The following is a 21012-nucleotide window of genomic DNA, read 5'->3' on the forward strand; positions in this document are numbered from 1 at the left end:
TATCGTTGAAATCTGCCACAATTCCAGCTCTTAGGGGCTTATCCCGCGCTGCGAGACCCAACCTGTGGCTTTTTTGCCGCAAGTTTTCCGCGGATCGGCTGGCTTTTTGGCGCGAAAAGCACAGTTGTCGAGTCCCGCCACAGTTGGGCCATGCGGCCGCCACAAATGCAAATGCTCCGTTAATGTGGTTGTCATCATGAACTTGTCAGAATCGCGTTAAGGGCAGTCATTCTGTCGCAGGTCCCCTGCTGGAGTTGTTCATGTTTTCTGTGTTCGTCCCCACCGACACCTCCCTGAAGAAGGCCGTCGTCAACGATCTCGAGGCGGTGCCTGATCACGCCGTGTGGATCGACCTGGTCAATCCGACCGCGGCCGAGGACAAGGCCGTGGAACGGCTGCTGGGCATCGCGATCCCGACCCGCGAGGACATGCAGGAAATCGAGATCTCCAGCCGCCTCTATATCGAGAACGGCGCGCGCTACATGACCGCGACACTGATGTGTCATTCCGATACCGATATGCCCCGGACCACAGCGGTGACCTTCATCCTCGGCGACCACCGCCTGGTCACCGTGCGCTACGACCAGCCCAAGCCTTTCGCCCTGGTGGAGGCGAAGCTTGCCCGCACCTGCGCCCCTGCGATCACGGGCGAGATGGTGCTGATGGAACTGCTGGACGCCGTGATCGACCGCTGCGCCGACATTCTGGAACGCTGCGGCACGGAGATCGACCAGGTCAGCCACGACATCTTCGAGCCGGAAAGCGAGCGCCACGGCCACGCCAAGCAATATTCGCAAATCCTGATCTCGATCGGCCGCAAGGGCGACCTGACCTCCAAGGTCCGTGAGAGCCTGGTGTCGATCGGCCGCGTCGTCACCTTCCTGTCGGCGGTGGTGGAGGGCGTGAAATGGTCCAAGGACATGCGCGAGCAGCTCAAGACCATGCAGCGCGACGTCGCCTCGCTGACCGATCACGCCTCCTATCTCTCCAGCAAGATCACCTTCGTGCTCGACGCGATGCTCGGCGTCGTCAACCTCGAGCAGAACAACATCATCAAGCTGTTTTCGGTCATGGCCGTTGTCCTGATGCCGCCGACGCTGATCGCCTCGATCTACGGCATGAACTTCAAGGCGATGCCGGAACTCGAATGGGCGCACGGCTATCCGTATGCGCTGGTGCTGATGGTGATCGCCGCCGTCGTGCCGTACTGGATCTTCAAATGGAAGAAGTGGCTGTGATCCGGCTCGCGTTTTTCGAAATGGCTACCGAGACCTTACGCCGGGTGCCAAGCCAAGGCTGATGGTGTCGCAGAATAGAGCGTCATTGCGGCCGCGCTGTGATGTGTGTGCCGTGCCCCAATTCCTCCGGTAAAATTTGAGCGGTGGGCTGAACGTTTGCGCGAAACTTGTCTGCGATAAGCAGCGGGTTAGCCGCGAGGAAGAACCATGGTTGAAAAACACATAACGACGCCCCCCAACGTCATCGATCTGACGAGCTATCGTCAGGTGGTGGCGAGCGGCAAGGCGCCGTCGTTGTCGGTGCGTATGTGCCGGCACTGTGGTGCTCCGCTGCTCGATGGCGAGAACGATGACGACTGCTCGACGGCATTCAACGCAGCCGCACCGCGGCTGCACGAACGGTCGCGTCGAATTCGCCTGGACTGAGGAGCGGAAGGAAGGGCGGGCGATCCAGTCTTGCGGCGGCGTTGTCTGGATCGCCTGGCTTCCCTAAGCGCAAAATTTCGTCATTGCGAGAGCGAAGCGACGAAGCAATCCAGACTGTCTCCGCGGAGGCAGTCTGGATTGCTTCGCTGCGCTCGCAATGACAGAGGATAGAGGATTGCCTAGACGTGCTGACCGCCGTTGATGTGGATCTCGGCGCCGTTGACGTAAGAACTGGTGTCCGTGCACAGCACATAGACGATCTTGGCGACTTCGTCGGGCGTGCCGAGACGGTGCATCGGAATCTGCTGGTCGACGATCTTCTCGGTGCCCGGCGACAGGATCGAGGTGTCGATCTCGCCCGGCGCGATCGCGTTGACGCGCACGCCGATGCGGCCGAAGTCGGAGGCCATCTCGCGCGTCAGCGAGGCAAGCGCCGCCTTGGAGGTCGCGTACGCCGCGCCCGCGAAGGGATGCACGCGCGAGCCGGCGATCGAGGTGACGTTTACGACCGAGCCCTTGGCCGCTTTCAATTCCTCCATCAGGCCACGCGCGATCATGATCGGCGCGAAGAAATTGACGTTGAAGACGTGCGTCCAGGTGTCGAGATCGGTGTCGACCGAGCCGAGGCGGGAGCCGCCGGGCCCCTTCGGCGAGATCGCGGCGTTGTTGACGAGGGCATGCAGCATGCCGCCTTCGAGGCGGCTCCGGATTTCTGAGATCGCGCGCGCGGTGTCTTGGGGGTCGCCGAGGTCGACCTGGATGTGATCCTCAGGGCCGGCATCCCACGGGCAATCCTCGGGGAAGGGATGCCGCGAACAGGTGATGACGCGCCAGCCCGCCGACGAGAAGCGGATCACGGTGGCGTGGCCGATGCCGCGGCTCGCTCCGGTCAGGAGCAGCGTGCGGCGCGGCGCATTGGACGAATGCGGCATGGACATCTTTCAGGTCGGGCCAATGATTGAGGCAGAGCTCAAGGATACATCCGCGTCTTGGACCACGGCTGGCCGGCCGCGTCACGACGAAATTCGATGCGGTCGTGCAGGCGGAACGGACGGTCGTGCCAGAACTCGATGCGAACAGGCGTGATGCGCCAGCCGCTCCAGCCGGGCGGCCGCGGCACCTCGCCGATGACGTATTTGGCCGCGACCTTGGCGATGGCCTGCTCGAAGGCGAAGCGGCTCTCGAGCTCTTGCGACTGCTTGCTGGCCCAGGCGCCGATCTGCGCCTGCTTCGGTCGTGTTGCGAAATAGGCGTCGGCCTCGGCATCGGTCACCGGCGTCACGTTGCCGCGGATGCGGACCTGACGGCGCAGCGACTTCCAGTGAAAAAGTAAAGCCGCCTTAGGATTTGCGGCAAGTTCGCGGCCTTTCTGGCTGGCGATGTGGCTGTAGAAGACGAACCCCCCGGTATCGAAGCCCTTCATCAGCACCATGCGCACGTCAGGCAGGCCATCGGGATCGACGGTTGCAAGCGCCATCGCGTTCGGATCGTTCGGCTCGCTCTTGATCGCCTCGTTCAACCAGGCCTCGAACAGCGCAAACGGCTCGTCGGCGGCGGTGAAATCACCGGATGTTAAGGGTGTCTGGTGTTTCATCGAGGTCGTGTCGGTCATGTCTGGAGTCCGAATTGCGTCCCGCGGCCCAAAGCGCGCTGTCATCTGCTACTGCCCTATATAGGGCATGGGGACGCGTTGGCCTATCGGCGATGCGGTCCTCCAGCTTCGTCCTTACAACGATTCTGATCGGGCTCGGCGCCGGTGGCTGCAGCATGTCTCGCACCGACACCAATGCCTACGCCAAGGCTGACGACGGCGACCGCACGGGTTCGATCGCGCGGCCGGCCAAGGACGCCGCACCGACCGAGACCGACTTGGCCTTCGCCCGCAACGCCGCCTCCGACGTGCTCAGCATGGGCGACAAGGATGCCAGCCAGCACTGGGAGAATCCGGAAACCGGCGCGCGCGGCTCGGTGACGCCGATCGCGCAATCCTACGCCGCCGAGGACGGCCGCAAGTGCCGCGATTTCCTGGCGAGTTATGTCAACGGCACCACTGAAAGCTGGCTCCAGGGCGCCGGTTGCCAAAGCAGCCGTGGCCGTTGGGAGATTCATACGCTAAAGCCGTGGCGGAGCTGAGCATGATCCGGGGAAGTGGGAACCGGTTCTCTGATAAGATCATGCTCCAAACGTAAAGAGTCGGCTGGCCTGACTAGTTGCAAAAATGCCACGCCCTCCCCACATGAATGCCAAGTGGGGCGGGGAGCCCTTTGAACAATTGGATTCCGTGAAGGAGACGTGACGGATGCGCGACCCCTATGAGGTCTTGGGGGTGCCGCGGAGCGCCACCGCTGCCGCGATCAAGAGCGCCTATCGCAAGCTTGCCAAGAAGCACCATCCCGACAGCAACAAGAACGACCCGAAGGCTGCGGAGCGTTTTTCCGAGCTCAATTCGGCCAACGAGATCATCGGCGACGAGGACAAGCGCAAGCAGTTCGATCGCGGTGAGATCGACGCCGAGGGCAAGCCGCGCTTCCAGGGTTTTCCGGGCGGCGGCGGGCCGCGCGGCCGCGCCGGTCCCGGCGGGTTCGAGTACTCGTTCCGCGGCGGCGCAGGCCCCGGTCAGGGCGCCGGCGCGTTCGAGGACATTCTCAACAGCATGTTCGGCGGCGGCATGCGCGGCGCTCGCCCCGGGGCGGGCGGCGGCGCCCAATTCGAATTCGACACCGGCGGGATCGGCCTCGATCTCGACGTCAATGTCGCCATGTCCGTCTCGTTGGAAGAAGCGGTCAAGGGCGGGGAGAAGCGCGTCCGGCTGCCGAACGGCAAGGAGCTCAACGTCAAGATTCCGGCCGGCGTCATCGAGGGCCAGCAGATCCGTCTGCGCGGACAGGGCGAGACCGCGCAAGGCCATCCGCCCGGCGACCTCCTGATCACCATCAGCATCGCAGCCCATCCCTTCTTCAAGGTCGATGGTGCGGACCTGAGGATCGAACTGCCGGTGACGCTTTATGAGGCCGTGCTCGGCGGCAAGGTCCGCGTGCCCACGCTCGGCAATGCCGTGGAACTGTCGGTTCCCAAAAACACCTCCAGCGGCCGGACCTTTCGCCTCAAAGGCAAGGGCCTGCCGAGATCTGGTGGAACCGGGGATCTCTTCGTCACCATCAGGATTATGCTACCGGACGGGAACGACGCCGAGCTTGAAGCATTGATGGAAAAGTGGCGGGACCAGCACCCCTACAATCCACGTAGCGGGCTTGGCTGACGCATGATCCAAGCGAAGGGGTTTCTCCTAAAGACCTAAGGCGTCGTCGAGCGGATGATGCCCATCATATGTCCGAGGCCTAGTAGCGCTTCGTATGCTCGACGTGTCGACTGTCCGGCCGGGCAGCCGATAAAAAGGTGCGGCCTCGAGAGGGGGACCAGCGCGGTACCAAAAACCCCAATCGAGGCCGCCCGCGTCGATCGGCGGATCGAACGCTGCACATTTTCGCGTGAGCATCCGGTGCGATAATGAGACGCGCCCATGTCCTGATTCCAAATTTTCAATGACGGAATCTGGGCACGGCGTTTGCTCGGTTGTTTAGCCGCCGTTTTTCTCGGCTTGGTCGTACACGGCCTGCGCCACCTTGGTCAGGCGATCGCGGTCGGCGCCGCCGCCGCTGACGACGTAACCGACGCCGCGCTCGGCCCAGAACAGCGCCCCGTCCTTGTCCGTCCTGGCATAGCGCATCTGCGTTGCGCCGGTCTCGGTCTTGGCAGTGTAGATCGTGTAGCGCTCGCCCGAGGCGCCCTCATACATCAGGAAGGACGCCGGCCCATTCGGCCCCGGCAGCAACCGTCCGCCGACCAGCTTCAGCCCGCTCGCCTCCAGATTGGGCGCGAACACGGTCCAGCCACAGCGCCGGGTCAGCCAGGCCTGGAGGTGGTCGCGTTCATTGCCGCCAACCTCGACGGGGTGGCGCACCTCGACGACATAGAGGCGGTGGGCGTCGAGCGCATCCGCCGTGAAGGCCTGGAACGTCGAGGGCGCATTCGCGGCGCCATGCGCGACCCAGCCGGCCGTGCCGCCGGCGACGAAGGCAACCAGCGTGGCCGCGATGGCGCCATAGAGCCATTGCCGCGGACGGCGCTCCAGCCGCTCGAGTTCCAGCCGGGCTGGCACCGGCTCCTGGGCGACGCCGTCGTAACGGGCGTGCAGCATCTCGGCCATGGTCCGCCAGGACTGTACCCGCTCGGCATCCTCGGGGTGGGCGGCAAGCCAGGCTTCGACGTCGGCGCGGCGCTCGGGCGGCAACTCGCCATCGACAATGGCGTGCAATTCGTCTTCGGTCACTGGAATATTGTGCTCGTTCATATCGGTCGTCTCTGGCTCTGCGGCCCAAAATATCTGACGTGGTTCAACTGCGCCGTTTCTCTCGTCATGCAGGGACGCAGCATCCGCGATGCATCAATCCTGCCATCATTTCACCCGCCTGAGCGCCGGGCGCTCACCCTCCAGCGACGCTTTGACGTGGGCGCGGGCGCGTGCCAGGCGCGACATCACGGTGCCGATCGGCACGCCCTGGATGTCCGCGACCTCGCGATAGCTCATGCCCTCCAGCATCACCAGCAGCAGCACCGAGCGTTGCTCCTCGACCAATGTCGAAAGGGCTCGCTCGATGTCGCGTCCCTCGGCCTCCGTCCCGCTGGCATCCGGATTGTTCTCCGTCAGCTGCATGAATTGCGGCCGCCTTGCCAGCGAGCGCCGCCGGTTCTTGTTGAGGTTGGTCAGGATCGTGTAGAGCCAGCTCCTGACGTCGCCTCCCAGAAACAATCGCTCCGAGCGCAGCGCACGCACCAGCGTGTCCTGCACCAGATCGTCGGCCGCATCCGCATCGCGCGTCAGCGCGCGGGCGTAGCGGCGCAACGCCGGGATCATGGCTTCTACATTCTGGCGAAACGCACTCATGCCGTCCTTGCTGTCCTGCCGTTCGGCGCGAGCGCCTCCAGCAATCATAACACCCGAATGGAACGGCTATTCCGGCGCCGGAAACAGCGTTAACGCCGCGGATTAGGACTGTACCACAGGGGAGGGCTGGTGTACCTCCAGACCTTGATCCAGTTCGACGGGACGTGAAGAAATGGCGCAGAATTCAGGTCTGATGCAAGGATTGATGCAAGGCAAGCGCGGGGTCATACTCGGGGTTGCCAACAACCGCTCGATCGCCTGGGGCATCGCCAAGGCATGCCAGGCAGCCGGCGCCGAGATCGCGCTCACTTACCAGGGCGATGCGCTGAAGAAGCGGGTCGAGCCGCTCGCCGTCGAGCTTGGCGCGCTCATGCTTGGCCATTGCGACGTCACCGATGCTGCGACCATCGACGCGGTGTTCGATGTGCTGAAGGAGAAGTGGGGCAAGATCGACTTCGTCGTGCACGCCATCGCGTTTGCCGACAAGGACGAGCTCGAGGGCCGCTATGTCGACACCACCGCGGACAATTTCTCCAAGTCGATGCTGATCTCCTGCTACTCGCTGACCGCCATCGCGCAGCGCGCCGAGAAGCTGATGACCGACGGCGGCTCGATCATCACGCTGAGCTATTACGGCTCCGAGAAATGGATGCCGAATTACAACGTCATGGGCGTCGCGAAAGCGGCCCTGGAGGCGAGCGTGCGCTATCTGGCCGCCGATCTCGGCGTGAAGGCGATCCGCGTCAATGCGATCTCGGCAGGGCCGATCAAGACGCTGGCCTTCGCCGGCATCGCCGATTCGCGCCTGCTGCTGAAATACAACGAGATCAACGCACCGCTACGGCGCAACGTGACGATCGAGGAGGTCGGCGACAGCGCGGTGTATTTCCTCTCGGACATGTCGCGCGGCGTCACCGGCGAGGTGCATCATGTCGATTCCGGCTACAACGTGTTGGGCATGATGCGGGCTGAAGCCGCGGATACGTCGAAGGACTGATCACCGCCCGCAATGCCCGTGCCCACGATCTACTATCTTCGCCATGGCGAGACCGAGTGGAATGCGCTCGGCAGGCTTCAGGGCACCAGGGACATTCCGCTGAATGCGCGCGGCCGCGACCAGGCGTTGCAGGCGGGCCTGATCCTCGCCGATCTCTTCAGGCGCGACGGCCGCGACAAGGCTGATCTGCCCTATGTCTCGAGCCCGCTCGGCCGCGCCCGCCAGACCATGGAGCTCGCGCGCGGCAGGCTCGAATTGCCGGTGGCGGATTATGCGCTGGACGATCGGCTGCGCGAGATCGGTTACGGCGTCTGGGAAGGGCTGACGCTGGCCGAAAGCGAGGCGAGAGACCCCGAGATCTATGCCCGGCGCCTCGCCGACAAATGGACCGTGGCGCCCGCGGGCGCCGAGACCTATGCCGACGTGCAGGTCCGGGTCCGTGCCTGGTATGACGAGCTCAAGGCCGACACGGTCGCGGTCGCCCATGGCGGCACTTGCCGGGCCCTGATGGTCTCGCTCGGCCTGGAGACGCCGGCTAGCGCCGCCGATCTCTATATCGAGCAGGGCGCCGTCTACGTGTTCCGCGACGGCCGGCTGGAGAAGTATAGCTAGGTGCCGTCATTCCGGGGCGGTGCGCCAGCACCGAACCCGGAATCTCGAGATTCCGGGTTCGCCCTGCGGGCGCCCCGGAATGACGGAACGAGGGTTGAACCCAATCCTCCTCGGCGCTACGACGTTGACAAACAACGTTTATGCAAAACGTCAAAGCTAGGCAGCATCTCGGCATGTCCTTCAACACCTTCGGCCACATGTTCCGCGTCACCACCTTTGGCGAGAGCCATGGAGTGGCGATCGGCTGCGTGGTTGACGGCTGCCCGCCGATGATCCCGCTGACCGAGGCGGAGATCCAGCAGGACCTCGATCGCCGCCGGCCCGGTCAGTCGCGCTTCACCACCCAGCGCCAGGAGCCGGACCAGGTCAAGATCCTGTCCGGCGTGATGGCGCATCCGGAGACCGGCGTGCAGGTGACGACCGGCACGCCGATCGGGCTCCTGATCGAGAACACCGATCAGCGCTCGAAGGATTATTCGGAGATCAAGGACAAGTTTCGCCCCGGCCATGCCGACTTCACCTATGAGGCAAAGTACGGCCTGCGCGATTATCGCGGCGGGGGTCGCTCCTCGGCGCGGGAGACCGCGATGCGGGTCGCCGCCGGTGCGATCGCGCGAAAGGTGCTGCCTGATGTGAAGGTGCGCGGCGCGCTGGTGCAGATGGGCCCGCACAAGATCGATCGCGCCAAGTGGGACTGGGACGAGATCGCCAGAAATCCGTTCTTCTGTCCCGACAAGGACAAGGCTGCGTTCTTCGAGACCTATCTCGACGGCATCCGCAAGAGCGGCTCCTCGATCGGCGCCGTGCTCGAGATCGTCGCCGAGGGCGTGCCGGCGGGCCTCGGCGCGCCGATCTACGCCAAGCTGGATTCCGATCTCGCCGGCGCGATGATGACCATCAACGCCGTGAAGGGCGTCGAGATCGGCGCCGGCTTCGGCGCAGCCGAACTCACCGGCGAAGAGAACGCCGACGAGATGCGCACCGGCAATGACGGCACGCGTTTCCTGTCCAACCATGCCGGCGGCATTCTGGGCGGCATCTCCACCGGGCAGCCCATCGTGGTGCGCTTCGCGGTGAAGCCGACGTCGTCGATCCTGCAACCGCGCCTCACCGTGGATCGCCAGGGCGCCGACACCGAGATCATGACAAAGGGCCGCCACGACCCCTGCGTCGGCATCCGCGCCGTCCCCGTCGGCGAAGCCATGATGGCCTGCGTGCTGGCCGATCACTTCCTGCGCGACCGCGGGCAGGTCGGGCGCTGAGTTCTTACCTCTCGCGGTACCAGCCCACCGCGCAGCTTGACGATTCCACAACTTCGTCGGCTAATGCGGGCATGGAAAACTCCGAGCTCCAGCGTATCGTCAATTGGCTGATCGACGGTGCCAGGTCGTCGCGCGGGTCGGCCGAGATGATCTCGGACGCCTGCGAGCAGCTGGTTGCGGCCGGCCTGCCGTTGTGGCGGTTCGGCGTCTTCATCCGCACGCTTCATCCTGAAATCTTCGGCCGCAATTTCATCTGGCGGCAGGGCGAGGACGTCGAGATCGGCACCGTCGATTTCGAGATTCTCGCCACACCCGAATTCGCGCGAAGCCCGCTGCGCATCGTGTTCGAGGAAGGCCTGGAGGTGAGGGGCCGCATGGACGACCCCGACAGCAAGCGCTTTCCGTTCCTGGACGACATGCGCGCCGAGGGTGTCACCGACTACATCGCGACGCCGATGCGGTTTCTCGACGGCTCGATCCATGCCATCAGCTGGAGCACGCGACATCCCCGTGGCTTCAGCGATGAGGACATCGCGACGATCCGCTCCATCGTCGCGCCGCTCGCGCGCGTCAGCGAGATCGTCACCTTGCGCCGCACCGCTGCGACCCTGCTCGACACCTATGTGGGCAATCGCGCCGGCGAGCGGATCCTCGCCGGCCAGATCCGCCGCGGTCACAACGACACCATGCAGGCTGCGATCTGGCTGTCGGACCTGCGCGGCTTTACCGCGCTGTCGGACCGGCTGCCGGCCGAGACGGTGGTCGATATCCTCAACCGCTATTTCGACTGCCAGGTCACCGCCATCCGGGGGCACGGCGGCGAGGTGTTGAAATTCATGGGCGATGGCCTGCTCGCGGTGTTCCCGATCGACGAATATGTCGGTGACGCCGCGCATGTCTGTTCGCGCGTGCTGGAAGCGGCGCGCGAAGCCCGCGCCAGCGTCGAGGCGTTGGCCCATCCGGTCGGCGATGTCGTCGAGCGCTTCCGCTTCGGCGTCGCGCTGCATGTCGGCAACATCCTCTATGGCAATATCGGCGGCGGCAACCGCCTCGACTTCACCTGCATCGGCCCGGCCATCAACCTGGCGGCGCGGCTGGAGAAGATCGCCGGCCGCCTCGGGCGGACCGTCGTGGCGTCCGAGGGCTTTGCCAAAGCCTGCCAGCACGATTGGCGCAATCTCGGCGAGTTTCCGATCGCAGGGTTCTCCAAGGCGCAGCGCGTGTACGGGCTCGCCGAGGAAACGCCGGTGGTGATGGCGTGAAGGCGGCGGCTGACGATATTTTGGATCGCCTGCCGCCGCGATAGCGCGTCTTAAAAAGCAACCTTCATCGCGAGCGTCGCGATCACGATCATGATGGCGCCGCCGACGCGGGTTGCGATCTGGGCGAAGGCCATCAGGCCCATGCGATCCGCGGCGCCGAGGATGGCGACGTCGCCGGTGCCGCCGAGGCCGGAATGACATGCGGTCACGATCGCCGCCTCGACCGGATACATGTTCAGCCATTGGCCGACGAAGAAGCCGGAGGCGACCATCGCCAGCACCGTCGCGGTGCAGATCGCGATGTAGCCGGGATTGAACGACGCCACCAGCTGCTGCCATGACACCAGCAGCGTTCCCATCGCCACCAGGATGGCGAAGGTGAGGTTGGTCGACATGAACTTGTTGATCTGGTAGGCGCCGAGCTCCATCTCTGCTGGAAGCAGCTTCGTCAGCTTCAGCGTAACAGCGGCGATGATCATCAGGATCGGACCGGGAATGCCGGTCGTGGGCGCGAGCACCATGCCGAGCACGAACAGCCCACAGGACAGCACGATGCCGGCACCTAACAGGCCGAGATCGATCGGATGATCGGATCGCGCCGGGCCGAGGATGTCGTCATCGCCTGTCTTCACCAACATGCCCTGGCCATTGAGATCGCGCCGCTTCTCGGCGAGCCGCGCGAGCAGCCCGGCCGCGACGATGGCGACGACATTGCCGAGCAGCGCTGCCGGCACCATCTGCGCCACCAGCTCTGCTTGCGGCCGGTGCAGCATCTCGGAATAGGCAATGGACAGCGGCAGCACGCCTTCCGCAAGGCCGCCGCCGATGATCGGGATGATGACGAAGAAGAACGTCTCCTTGGGGCTGTGGCCGAACAGCAGGCCGACAGCGATGCCGATCGCGATCGCGCTGAGCGTGCCGACCAATAGCGGTACGAACATGCGCAAGAAGCCCTGCACCAGCACGCGGTGCGGCATGCCGAGGATCGAGCCGGCGACGAGGCAGGCGATGAAGAAATACTGGAAGTTGGCGGTGCGGAACGTCGTCGCGATCGCCTTCAGCGCCGTTTCCGGCATCAGGCCGTAGGCGACCAGCGCCGCGGGCACGAACAGACACATGATCGCCGTGCCGCCGATCCGCTTCAGAAGCGGGATGGTCTGGCCGAGCTTGCCGAGCAGGAAGCCGAGCAGCATCAGCACCGAGAGGCCACCGATCACGTCGTTCGGCAGCTTGCCGGAATAGACCGCCGCCGCGCAGACGAGCGCTGCGGGAACATAGACGGTGATCGGCAGCGGGCCGATTTTCAGCGCCGCGAGCGCCGATGGTGGCGTCGTCTCCGCCAGCTTCACGGTGGTGTCGGTCAAGAAAGCCTCCCTTGTCTTCTTCATTTTTGCTTGTGGACGCGCGCTCAGAACCAGGGATTGTCCGCCCGGTGTCGCGCCTCGAAGGCGCGGATGTCGTCGGCAAGGACGAGCGTCGAGCTGATGGCGTCGCGCCCCGTCAGGAACGCCTCTTTCCGGGCTGGCTCGATCGCGAACGGAATAATCCCGCCGGCGAAGCGGATGGTCTGCGGCTCGAGGTCGATGGTGAGGCGGTTGCTCGCGGGGCTCGCGACGATGCCGGCGAGAGTGCCGACGGTCGCGGCGTCGAGGCTGATCGTCAGCAGGCCGTTATTGGCGCAATTATCGCTGAAGATTCCGGCGAAACTCGTGCCGATCAGGGCGCGGATGCCAAGCTGCTGAAGCCCCCAGACCGCGTGCTCGCGGCTCGACCCGCAGCCGAAATTCGGGCCGACCACGAGAAAGCAGGCATCGCGATAGCCGTCTCTGTTCAGCACGAAGTCGGGATTGGGCCTGCCCGCGCGGAAGCGCAGCAGGTTGAAGGCGCCTTCACCGAGCCCGCTGCGATCGACGCCTTTCAGGAACATCTTTGGCATGATCACGTCGGTGTCGATATTGGGCGTCATCATCGGTGCGGCGACGCCGGAGACGGAATGGAACGGCGTCATGGCAGATCTCCTTCGATCAGCTCGCGCACATCGGTGATGCGGCCGGTGACTGCGGCGGCAGCCACCATCGCGGGACTCATCAGATGCGTGCGCGCGCCGGGCCCCTGGCGGCCCTCGAAATTACGGTTGGTCGAGGAGGCCGAGCGCTGGCCCGGTGCAAGAATGTCGTCGTTCATCGCAAGGCACATCGAGCAGCCCGATTGCCGCCACTCCACGCCCGCATCGATCAGGATCCGCGCGATCCCCTCCGCTTCGGCCTGGGCGCGGACCTGCGTCGAGCCGGGGACGACGATGGCGCGCACGCCTGATGCGACCTGGCGGCCTCTGAAGACGCGCGCCGCATCGCGCAGGTCTTCGATGCGGGAGTTGGTGCACGAGCCGATGAAGGCAAGGTCGATCGGCACCGACTGGATCGGTGTTCCCGGCGTCAGGCCCATATAGGCCAGAGCGCGTCTCGCCGCCGTCTTGCCGTCGGCGGCCGCGTTGCTCTCGGGATCGGGCACGCTGTCGGTCACAGCGATCGCCTGGTCCGGGCTGGTGCCCCACGTTACCAGCGGCGCGACATCGCCGGCATCGATCGTCATCTCACGGTCGAAATGGGCATCGGAATCGGAGCGGAGCTGCAGCCACGCCTTGGCGGCGCGGTCCCACATCTCGCCCTTCGGCGCGCGCGGGCGCCCCCCGAGATAATCGAGCACTTTCTGATCGGGCGCGATGACGACGCCGCGGGCGCCGGCCTCGACGATCATGATCGACATCACGATGCGTCCCTCGACACTCATCTCGCTCACCGCAGGGCCGGCGAACTCCACCGCATAGCCACTGGCTCCATCGGCGCCGATGCGCCGGATGATCTCCATGACGATGTCCTTTGACGTGACGCCAAGCGCCGGACGCCCGGTCACGACGATGCGCATCGTCTTCAGGCGGCGATATCGCACGGTCGAGGTCGCCAGATAATGCTCGATGTCGGAGGTGCCGATGCCGTAGCCGAGCGCGCCGAACGCACCGTAGGCGGTCGTGTGGCTGTCGCCGGCGGCGATCACCATGCCGGGCATGACGAGGCCCTGTTCGGGGGCGACGACATGCTCGATGCCCTGGCGCGGATCGAGAATGTCGAAATATTCGATGCCGAAATCGCGGGCGTTGTCGGCGAAATAGTCGACCTGCCGCGCAGCGTCGGCATCCGGCATCTGCCGGGTGCGGCGGGCCGCGGTCGGATTGACGTGGTCGACCACCATCAGCGCCGCGGACGGATTCCACACCTTGCGCCCGGCGGCGCGCAGGCCCGCGAACGCCTGCGGGCTGGTGTATTCGTTGAGCACGGTGCGGTCGACATAGAGCAGCACCAGTCCGTCATCGTCGAGGCGGCGGACCACATGCGCGTCGATCAGCTTGTCGTACAGCGTACGCCCTGACATCAGGCCTCCAATGGATATTTGACTTTCCCAGGAGGGTGGCGGCCCGCCTTCTGGAAATCCAATGTCACCTCATGATATGATTATGCAGGATTTGCATAAGCGGGACGGATACCATGGAGATCAACTGGCTGCACGATTTCATCGCGGTGGCATCGACGCGCAGCTTTTCGCGCGCCGCCGAGCAGCGCAATTCGTCGCAGCCGGCGCTGAGCCGCAGGATCAAGGCGCTGGAAGTGTGGGCGGGCGCGGCGCTGTTCGAGCGCACCACGCATGCCGTCAGTCTCACCGCCGCGGGCGATGCATTCCGCCTGACCGCGGAGGACATCATCCGCCGCCTGTCCACCGGCCGCCTCGAGGCCCAGGAGCTCGCGCGCGGCTCATCCGACGTGCTGAAATTCGCCTCGACCAACGCGCTGTCGCTGACGTTCTTTCCGGACTGGCTGCGCGGAATCGAAACGACGCTGTCCTTCGTGCCGAACGTGCAGCTCGTCGCCAACCACATGGAGGCGTGCGAGCGCATGCTGCTGGCGGGCGAGGTGCATTTCCTGCTTTGCCATCATCATCCGTCCGTGGTCACTGCGCTGACGACGTCGCAATTCCGCTCGGCCCATGTCGGCGATGATCGCCTGATCCCGGCATCCGTACCGCTCTCCAGGTCGAGCAAGACGCCGCGCTTCAGGCTGCCGGGAACGGCGGCAGCGCCAGTGCAATTCCTGAGCTATCGCTCCGAGTCAGGCATGGGCACGATTCTCGAGGCCGTCCGCTCGACTTCACCGCTCAAGGCGGAGCTGAAGCCGGCATTCACCTCGCATCTTGCAAAGCTGCTGGTCACCATGGTCCAGGCCGGCCGCGGCATGGCCTGGCTTCCGCAAAGCCTGATTGTGGATCAGCTCGCGTCCGGCGAGCTGGTGAAAGCGGGCGGACAGGAGTGGGAGATCCCGATCGAGATCAGGGTGTTCCGCCCGAGGTCGCGACTGACGCCGGCGGCAGAGGCATTCTGGACCCATGTTCAGGAGGATCCCGCAGGGAGCCCGCGCAAGGCGCCTCGCGCGCGTCGCCCTATTCCTCAGGCTCGGTCGTGAACAACAGCGGATAGCCCTTGGCGCGGCCGGCGTCGGTGGCACGGGTGGCTTTGGTTTCGGCAACGTCCTTGGTGAAGACGGCGACGACGCAGGTGCCCAGCTTGTGCGCGGTGATCATGACCTTGTAGGCCTGATCCTCGGTCATGCGGAATTCGGCCTTGAGCACCATGGTGACGAATTCACGCGGCGTGTAGTCGTCATTGATCAGGATGACCTTGTGCAGCTTCGGCCGCTCGACCTTGGTCTTCGTCCTGGTTTTCGGCGTCGTAACAGTGTCGTTCATTCCGCCTCCTGGACACGGCGGGCTCGGGTTCCGGGCCGGAGCGATCAGCTCGCGACCTTCGCACCATATTGCAGGACCTGCACCTTCTCCAAGGTGATCAGGCCGCTCGACATCATGCCATCCAGGATGGGCAGGAATGCGTTGATGTTGTCTTCGCTGTCGACGATCTCGATCAGCAGCGGCAGATCTTCCGAGAGCCGCAGGATTTTCGAGGTGTGCAGCCGGCTCGACTTGCCGAAGCCCATGGGGCCACGCAGCACGGTGGCGCCGGCAAGGTGCCGCTCGCGCGCCGTCATCACGATGGCTTCATAGAGCGGCTTGCCGTCGTAATGGTCGCTCTCGCCGATGAAGATCCGCAGCGAAACAGCCTGATTGGGGATCTGCATGGTCAACTCCTCGTCAAGCGGTTGTAGCGGCTCGCCATCATATGCCCTGCCCATACCGACACCAGCCAGCAGACGACGGACGCCGCGACATAGGCGATGGCGGTATATTTCATGCCGCCGTGGAACAGGCGAAAGGTCTCCAGGCTGAAGGTCGAGAACGTGGTGTAGCCGCCGCAGAAGCCGGTCATGACGAACTGCCGGTGCTCCGGCCGCGCCAGCATGCGCCCGTCGGGCCCGGTCAGCGTCGCGTAGAAGCCGATGATCAGCGAGCCCGTGGCGTTGATGAACAATGTGGCGAAGGGAAAGCCCGGGCCGGTATCGAGCGCGAGCCCGACCAGATAGCGCGTCAGCCCGCCGACGATGCTGCCGGCAGAAACCCAGGCATAAAGGATCGCAACGCGCCAGCGGTCGGCAGAGGAGGGCTTCATTCGCCTCTATCCCCCCAAACCGTCCGCAAGGAGGAAGCCGCAGCTCACGGCCGCAAGGCACAGGCCGACCGAGAACACGACATTGCCGAGCGCGTGTGCCGGCTCGCCGTTGCGGGCCAGGGTCAGCGTTTGCAGGCTGAACGAGGACACCGTGGTGTAGCAGCCGAGGAAGCCTGTGACCGCGAACAGCCACGGATTGGGCGTCGCGAACACCGAGCCGGGATGGGTCGCCAGCGCGCCAAACATACCGATCAGGAAGGCGCCTGTGACGTTGATGGTCATGGTGCCCCAGGGAAAGGTCTCGCCCAGCCGGCGCGCGATGACGCCGGAGACGAAATAGCGGGCGCAGCCGCCCAGCACGCTGCCGGCCACGATCGCGATCACTCCGCTCAGCACGATGAACAGCCCCCTGTCATCACTTCTTCTCCATGGCCAGGCCGTCGCCGACGGTCAACAGTCCCACCAGCGCGGCCAGTGCGAAGCCGAGCCCGGCAAGGAACGTGCCGACCGGCCCATAGGCGTCCCACAGTGCGCCGGCGATCACGCTCGCGGCCAGCATCGCAAGGCCGGTGAACAGGTTGAAATAGCCGAACGCGGTGCCGCGCAGGCTTGGGGGTGCAGTATCGGCGACGAGGGCCGAGAGCAAGCCTTGCGTCAGTCCCATATGCAGGCCCCACAGCACGACGCCGAGCGCGAGGCCGGCCAGATCAGGCAGTAGCGCCAGCGCAAGGTCGGCGCCAGCGAGGAGGACGAGGCCGAGTCCGAGCAGGGCGGTCCGGTTGATCCGGTCCGACAGCGCGCCGGCCGGGTAGGCGGAGAGGGCGTAAGCGACGTTCATCAGCACCAGCACCGCCGGCACCCACATCGCATTGAGCCCGATGTTCTGCGCCCGCAGGATCAGGAAGGCCTCGCTGAAACGCGCCAAGGTGAAGATGACGCCGACCGCAACGACCCGCCAGTAGACCGGTCCGAGCTGCCGCATTGCGGCAGTGTTGAGCGGACTCTTCGCGGGCTCCCGGCTGGCATCCGGCTCCGGCTCGGTCACTGCGAAGGTGATCAGTCCGAACGACAGGAACGCGGGCAGCACCGCCACCCAGAACACGGCGACAAAATGATCTGAGGTCCACCACATCAGTCCGATTGCGACCAGCGGTCCGACGAAGGCGCCGACCGTGTCGAGCGATTGCCGCAGGCCGAAGCTCGCGCCGCGCAGGCCCATCGGCGAAATATCGGCGATCAGTGCATCGCGCGGTGCGCCGCGAATACCTTTGCCGACGCGATCGATGAAGCGCGCTGCCACCAGCCAGCCCACGCTGGGGGCGAGCGGGAACAACGGTTTTGTCAACGCGGCCAGCCCGTAGCCGAGGGCCGCGAGCAGCTTGCGGCGGCCGAGCCAGTCAGACAGCGCTCCGGAGAAGATCTTCGTGATCGATGCGGTCGCCTCCGCGATGCCCTCGATGAAGCCGACGGTGAGGGTGGAGGCGCCGAGCATGGTGACGAGATAGACCGGCAGCAACGCATGAATCATCTCGGAGGAGATATCCATCAGCATCGAGACGAAGCCGAGCACCCAGATCCCCCTGGGCAGCCTGGCATGGGCGGCATTCGGTGTGGTCGTCGTCACGTCGTGGACGTCTCCGTGGCCTTCGTTTCAGGCAACAAAAAACCCGCCAGCGGCGGGTTTGTCCATGCTCCCGCCCCAGGCAGAGGCTGATGGCCTTGCCTTGGGCAGGAGTCATCACCCCATTGCAGTCACGCGACCGCCGGGCGGTTGTCGGGGGACTCCATCCCCATCTGTCGGGTCAGCCTAGCATGGAAATCAGGGGGAACAAGAGATGTCTCCGTCATTCCGGGGCGATGCGCAGCATCGAATCCGGAATCTCGAGATTCCCCGGTGCGCAATTGCGCACCTGAGGTTCGGCTCTTCGAGCCGCCCCGGAATGACGGCTGAAAGTCAGCACCGCGACGCGCGAGCGTGGCGAATTCGCGGCGGCTTTGCGCGAGCCCTCGAATCTCTAACCCGCAAATCTCTAACCTGAATGTGAAGCCCAAGCGATCTTCGCGCTTTGCGGCACGGCGTTTGCGTGTCACCATCGCGTCATACGACGGGAGACTGCGATGCGCTTGCTGTTCTCGATCGGGGCTGTGCTGGTGGCCGGCGTACTTGCCGGAGGGGACGTCGCGGGCTTCGCGGCACCAAGTTCTAAATTCGGACCGCCGAAATTCGAGCCAACGAGACAGCAGCGGCAGGCGGCCGACGGCGATGCGCAGTCAGTCGATGTCGAGCTGATCCTCGCGGTCGATGTCTCCTACTCCATGGATATGGACGAGCTCGCGATCCAGCGCGAGGGCTATGCCCAGGCGATCCAGTCCAAGGAATTTTTGCAGGCGCTCAAGGCCGGCCCCAATGGCAGGATCGCGGTGACCTATTTCGAGTGGGCCGCCTCGAGCGACCAGAAGATCATCATCCCCTGGCGCCTCATCGACGGACCGGAGACGGCGGATGCGGTCGCAGCCGAGATCTTGAAGACGCCGATCCGGCGCGCCTCACGCACCTCGATCTCAGGCGCGATTGGATTTGCCATGCCGCTGTTCGACGAGGATCCCTATCACGGGCTTCGCCGCGTCATCGACATCTCGGGCGATGGTCCCAACAACAATGGCGGCCCTGTCACGGTGGCGCGCGATCTCGCACTCGAGAAGGGCATCATCATCAACGGCCTGCCGATCATGGTGAAGGAGCCGTCCTATTCGACGATGGATATCGACAATCTCGATTACTATTACGAGGACTGCGTGATCGGCGGACCCGGCTCCTTCGTGATCGCGATCAAGGATCGCGAGAAGTTCAAGGAGGCGATCCGCACCAAGCTGCTGATGGAGGTGGCGGGCCGAACTCCCACGGTGGTGCACGTTGCGGACAAGGACAAGGAGCCGCGCGTGAGCTGCCTGATCGGCGAGAAGATCTGGTCGGATCGCTGGGGCCGCTGACGTGCTCGATGAGACCATCCGTCGCCTCGCGGCCGGCGGCTGAAATTAACTGTCCGTTAACTCCGCCGTGCCCCTAATCCAACTGTTTCTGAACGTTGCTGATGCTGCCTGTCGCCGCTCGCAGGCCAGCGAGCCCGTCGAACTCGTCCATCGCATATACTCATGTCCGTCGTCGCGCCAAGCACCAGCCAGATTTCGCCCGCCAACGAGCGGCTGTACCACCAGAGCGCCTTGATCGGCGACTGGAAGGGCACTTGGGCGGGCAACAACCAGCCTGTCGGCTTCAAGGTCGTGAACATCCGCGGCAACCGAGCGCAGGTCGAGTACACCCATAACGGCCACACCGAGCGCGGCTTTGGCGAAGTTCAGGGCACGCTCATCAACTTCGGCGGGGTCACGGTCGGCACCAAAGACGGCAAGAACATGGTGCTGCTGTTCTCCTTTGGGGGCAGCGGCAAGCAGACTGCAACTCTCGAGAAGCAGGCGCCACCGGCCTCCGACAGCCGCCTGATGGGGAGCTGGGGTGGCTATTCCAGCGACATCGGCAAGAGCGCGAGCTTCAAGGTGCTCTCGGTCAACGGCAATGAAGCCCAGGTCAGCGTCACCACCGAGGGCATCACCCGCCAGGGCACCGGCATCGTCTACAAGAACGTCATCATGTTCGGCCAGGCGCAGATCGCGACGGACGACGGGCAGAACGGCAAGATCACCTACCAGGTCGGCACCAAATCCTTCATGGTGCCGGTGACGAAATATCCGCCGGCGGATTCGTCATCCTCGGTGGATCGGACGGCGTAGCCACCTACGGCAGCATTCCGCTGGAGCGCGTCAGCGCGTGCAATTGCCGATCGATATCACGCAACACCCTGCAGGCGGCCACCAGGCCCCCGTCGCCGATCAACCGCCAGATCTCCCTGGCCTGGTCGGCCAGCACTGGAATGGTCAGCGGTAAGCGTGCGGCTTCCGGCAGTGCGCCCTTTTCATTGACGAGATAGCGTTCGTTCAGCGCGAACAGGACCTGCGCGACGCAGGCGAGCGACCGATAGAGGCATCCGGCGACATGGGTCCTCTCGTCGCGCGCGACGGCAAGCTCGGCATTCTCAATGCCGAACAGCACCTCCCACTGAAAGCGCCGGATCAAGGCATCGCGGAGTAGTCGCGGATCGGGCAATGCGATCGATTTCAGCCGCGCAATCAGGCCCAGCGGATCGTGCAGCGGTTCGCAATAGGCGATCTCGCCCATCCAGATGGCCGAGCAGAAGCCGTGCGGATGGCCGGGCTGATAGTCCATGGTGACGATGCCGGCGCGGCAGGAGTCCATCACGGTTTTGACTTCATCGGCGTTGCGATAGAGCAGGTCGACCTTGTGACCCTCGACCGACAGCCACGCACCGCCGACAATCCACGGCCTCCATTCGCCGATCGGCGTCACCGAAGCGGCCGCGGTTCTATCTGCCACGGCCTTTGCTGCGGCCAGCAGGCGCTCCGTATTCAGCGGAGCGGCCGCGGTGAAATAGAGGCCGATATCGTAGTCCGATGCCGGATGCGCGCTGCCTCGCGCACGCGAGCCGCCGAGCACGATCGCCGCGATGCCTGGTACCTCGGCAAAGGCGGACGTCAGGCGCGTGAGCAAGGGATCGGGCATCGGCGGGCGGATTCACCTGTTTCGCC

At 64.6% G+C, this 21012-nt stretch carries 24 protein-coding genes and 1 riboswitch; of the genes, 11 read left to right on the plus strand and 13 right to left on the minus strand.

Features of this window, described 5'->3' with window-relative positions:
* Positions 1 to 260 precede the first annotated feature (260 nt).
* Both XH80_RS29850 and XH80_RS29855 read left to right on the plus strand, forming a co-directional pair.
* Positions 261 to 1238: a magnesium transporter CorA family protein gene (locus tag XH80_RS29850; RefSeq protein WP_057753614.1), complete on the plus strand. Its 978-nt coding sequence runs from the start codon at positions 261 to 263 to the stop codon at positions 1236 to 1238.
* Positions 1239 to 1445: 207 nt separating this feature from the next.
* The gene (locus tag XH80_RS29855) at positions 1446 to 1664 is read left to right on the plus strand and encodes a hypothetical protein (protein WP_271601674.1); all 219 of its coding nucleotides are present in this window, start codon (positions 1446 to 1448) and stop codon (positions 1662 to 1664) included.
* A 179-nt stretch (positions 1665 to 1843) separates the two neighbouring features.
* Here the strand turns inward: XH80_RS29855 and XH80_RS29860 are convergent, their stop codons facing one another.
* Both XH80_RS29860 and pdxH read right to left on the minus strand, forming a co-directional pair.
* Complete coding sequence (locus XH80_RS29860; protein WP_271601675.1) at positions 1844 to 2596, minus strand: SDR family NAD(P)-dependent oxidoreductase; 753 nt, start codon at positions 2594 to 2596, stop codon at positions 1844 to 1846.
* 38 nt (positions 2597 to 2634) lie between these two features.
* Positions 2635 to 3276 (minus strand): pyridoxamine 5'-phosphate oxidase, encoded by a 642-nt coding sequence (gene pdxH / locus XH80_RS29865; RefSeq protein WP_057753611.1) that lies wholly within the window; start codon positions 3274 to 3276, stop codon positions 2635 to 2637.
* A 155-nt stretch (positions 3277 to 3431) separates the two neighbouring features.
* Between pdxH and XH80_RS29870 the strand changes: the two genes are divergently transcribed.
* Together XH80_RS29870 and XH80_RS29875 are read left to right on the plus strand one after the other, a co-directional pair.
* Positions 3432 to 3797, plus strand: coding sequence for an RT0821/Lpp0805 family surface protein (locus tag XH80_RS29870; RefSeq protein WP_333968874.1), 366 nt, complete (start codon positions 3432 to 3434; stop codon positions 3795 to 3797).
* 166 nt (positions 3798 to 3963) lie between these two features.
* A complete protein-coding gene (locus XH80_RS29875) occupies positions 3964 to 4923 on the plus strand; it encodes a J domain-containing protein (RefSeq protein WP_271601677.1) in 960 nt (319 codons plus the stop codon).
* A 318-nt stretch (positions 4924 to 5241) separates the two neighbouring features.
* Here the strand turns inward: XH80_RS29875 and XH80_RS29880 are convergent, their stop codons facing one another.
* Together XH80_RS29880 and XH80_RS29885 are read right to left on the minus strand one after the other, a co-directional pair.
* Positions 5242 to 6015 (minus strand): anti-sigma factor family protein, encoded by a 774-nt coding sequence (locus XH80_RS29880; protein WP_271601678.1) that lies wholly within the window; start codon positions 6013 to 6015, stop codon positions 5242 to 5244.
* 105 nt (positions 6016 to 6120) lie between these two features.
* Positions 6121 to 6609, minus strand: coding sequence for a sigma-70 family RNA polymerase sigma factor (locus XH80_RS29885; protein ID WP_057753870.1), 489 nt, complete (start codon positions 6607 to 6609; stop codon positions 6121 to 6123).
* A gap of 172 nt (positions 6610 to 6781) precedes the next feature.
* On the opposite strand from XH80_RS29885, the gene fabI reads away from it, so the two are divergent.
* From fabI to XH80_RS29905, 4 genes are all read left to right on the plus strand, one after another.
* Positions 6782 to 7606, plus strand: coding sequence for an enoyl-ACP reductase FabI (gene fabI, locus XH80_RS29890; protein ID WP_271601679.1), 825 nt, complete (start codon positions 6782 to 6784; stop codon positions 7604 to 7606).
* Positions 7607 to 7618: 12 nt separating this feature from the next.
* A complete protein-coding gene (locus XH80_RS29895; RefSeq protein WP_271601680.1) occupies positions 7619 to 8218 on the plus strand; it encodes a histidine phosphatase family protein in 600 nt (199 codons plus the stop codon).
* A gap of 173 nt (positions 8219 to 8391) precedes the next feature.
* On the plus strand, positions 8392 to 9480 hold the full coding sequence (gene aroC / locus XH80_RS29900) for a chorismate synthase (protein ID WP_271601681.1): 1089 nt from the start codon (positions 8392 to 8394) through the stop codon (positions 9478 to 9480).
* Between the two features lie 71 nt (positions 9481 to 9551).
* Positions 9552 to 10742, plus strand: coding sequence for an adenylate/guanylate cyclase domain-containing protein (locus tag XH80_RS29905; protein WP_271601682.1), 1191 nt, complete (start codon positions 9552 to 9554; stop codon positions 10740 to 10742).
* 50 nt (positions 10743 to 10792) lie between these two features.
* On the opposite strand, the gene XH80_RS29910 is transcribed toward XH80_RS29905, so the two are convergent.
* The 3 genes from XH80_RS29910 to leuC are packed head-to-tail and all read right to left on the minus strand — an operon-like array spanning position 10793 to position 14171.
* Positions 10793 to 12106 carry a 2-hydroxycarboxylate transporter family protein gene (locus XH80_RS29910; protein ID WP_271601683.1) on the minus strand — a complete coding sequence of 438 codons (1314 nt, stop codon included), beginning with the start codon at positions 12104 to 12106 and terminating at the stop codon, positions 10793 to 10795.
* A 44-nt stretch (positions 12107 to 12150) separates the two neighbouring features.
* On the minus strand, positions 12151 to 12750 hold the full coding sequence (leuD, locus tag XH80_RS29915; protein ID WP_271601684.1) for a 3-isopropylmalate dehydratase small subunit: 600 nt from the start codon (positions 12748 to 12750) through the stop codon (positions 12151 to 12153).
* The gene (leuC, locus tag XH80_RS29920) at positions 12747 to 14171 is read right to left on the minus strand and encodes a 3-isopropylmalate dehydratase large subunit (RefSeq protein WP_271601685.1); all 1425 of its coding nucleotides are present in this window, start codon (positions 14169 to 14171) and stop codon (positions 12747 to 12749) included. Before leuC ends, leuD begins: the two co-directional genes overlap by 4 nt.
* 113 nt (positions 14172 to 14284) lie before the next feature.
* On the opposite strand from leuC, the gene XH80_RS29925 reads away from it, so the two are divergent.
* Positions 14285 to 15253, plus strand: coding sequence for a LysR family transcriptional regulator (locus XH80_RS29925; protein WP_271601686.1), 969 nt, complete (start codon positions 14285 to 14287; stop codon positions 15251 to 15253).
* On the opposite strand, the gene clpS is transcribed toward XH80_RS29925, so the two are convergent.
* The 5 genes from clpS to XH80_RS29950 are packed head-to-tail and all read right to left on the minus strand — an operon-like array spanning position 15231 to position 17974.
* On the minus strand, positions 15231 to 15536 hold the full coding sequence (gene clpS, locus XH80_RS29930) for an ATP-dependent Clp protease adapter ClpS (protein ID WP_271601687.1): 306 nt from the start codon (positions 15534 to 15536) through the stop codon (positions 15231 to 15233). The genes XH80_RS29925 and clpS overlap by 23 nt on opposite strands.
* A 44-nt stretch (positions 15537 to 15580) precedes the next feature.
* Positions 15581 to 15922, minus strand: a complete 342-nt coding sequence (locus tag XH80_RS29935; RefSeq protein WP_271601688.1) for a DUF190 domain-containing protein — start codon at positions 15920 to 15922, stop codon at positions 15581 to 15583.
* A gap of 2 nt (positions 15923 to 15924) precedes the next feature.
* Complete coding sequence (crcB, locus tag XH80_RS29940) at positions 15925 to 16350, minus strand: fluoride efflux transporter CrcB (RefSeq protein ID WP_271601689.1); 426 nt, start codon at positions 16348 to 16350, stop codon at positions 15925 to 15927.
* 6 nt (positions 16351 to 16356) lie between these two features.
* Positions 16357 to 16746 carry a fluoride efflux transporter CrcB gene (gene crcB, locus XH80_RS29945; RefSeq protein ID WP_442868689.1) on the minus strand — a complete coding sequence of 130 codons (390 nt, stop codon included), beginning with the start codon at positions 16744 to 16746 and terminating at the stop codon, positions 16357 to 16359.
* A gap of 19 nt (positions 16747 to 16765) precedes the next feature.
* On the minus strand, positions 16766 to 17974 hold the full coding sequence (locus tag XH80_RS29950; protein ID WP_271601690.1) for an MFS transporter: 1209 nt from the start codon (positions 17972 to 17974) through the stop codon (positions 16766 to 16768).
* Positions 17975 to 18072: 98 nt separating this feature from the next.
* Positions 18073 to 18151, minus strand: a riboswitch (Fluoride riboswitch).
* 317 nt (positions 18152 to 18468) lie between these two features.
* Between XH80_RS29950 and XH80_RS29955 the strand changes: the two genes are divergently transcribed.
* Both XH80_RS29955 and XH80_RS29960 read left to right on the plus strand, forming a co-directional pair.
* The gene (locus XH80_RS29955; RefSeq protein WP_271601691.1) at positions 18469 to 19341 is read left to right on the plus strand and encodes a DUF1194 domain-containing protein; all 873 of its coding nucleotides are present in this window, start codon (positions 18469 to 18471) and stop codon (positions 19339 to 19341) included.
* Positions 19342 to 19503: 162 nt separating this feature from the next.
* Entirely contained in the window at positions 19504 to 20139 is a 636-nt protein-coding gene (locus tag XH80_RS29960; protein WP_271601692.1) for a hypothetical protein, read from the plus strand.
* 4 nt (positions 20140 to 20143) lie between these two features.
* On the opposite strand, the gene XH80_RS29965 is transcribed toward XH80_RS29960, so the two are convergent.
* Positions 20144 to 20986, minus strand: a complete 843-nt coding sequence (locus XH80_RS29965; RefSeq protein WP_271601693.1) for a nucleotidyltransferase domain-containing protein — start codon at positions 20984 to 20986, stop codon at positions 20144 to 20146.
* Positions 20987 to 21012 lie beyond the last annotated feature (26 nt).

This window comes from Bradyrhizobium sp. CCBAU 45384, from assembly GCF_028128665.1.
Classification (GTDB): domain Bacteria; phylum Pseudomonadota; class Alphaproteobacteria; order Rhizobiales; family Xanthobacteraceae; genus Bradyrhizobium; species Bradyrhizobium manausense.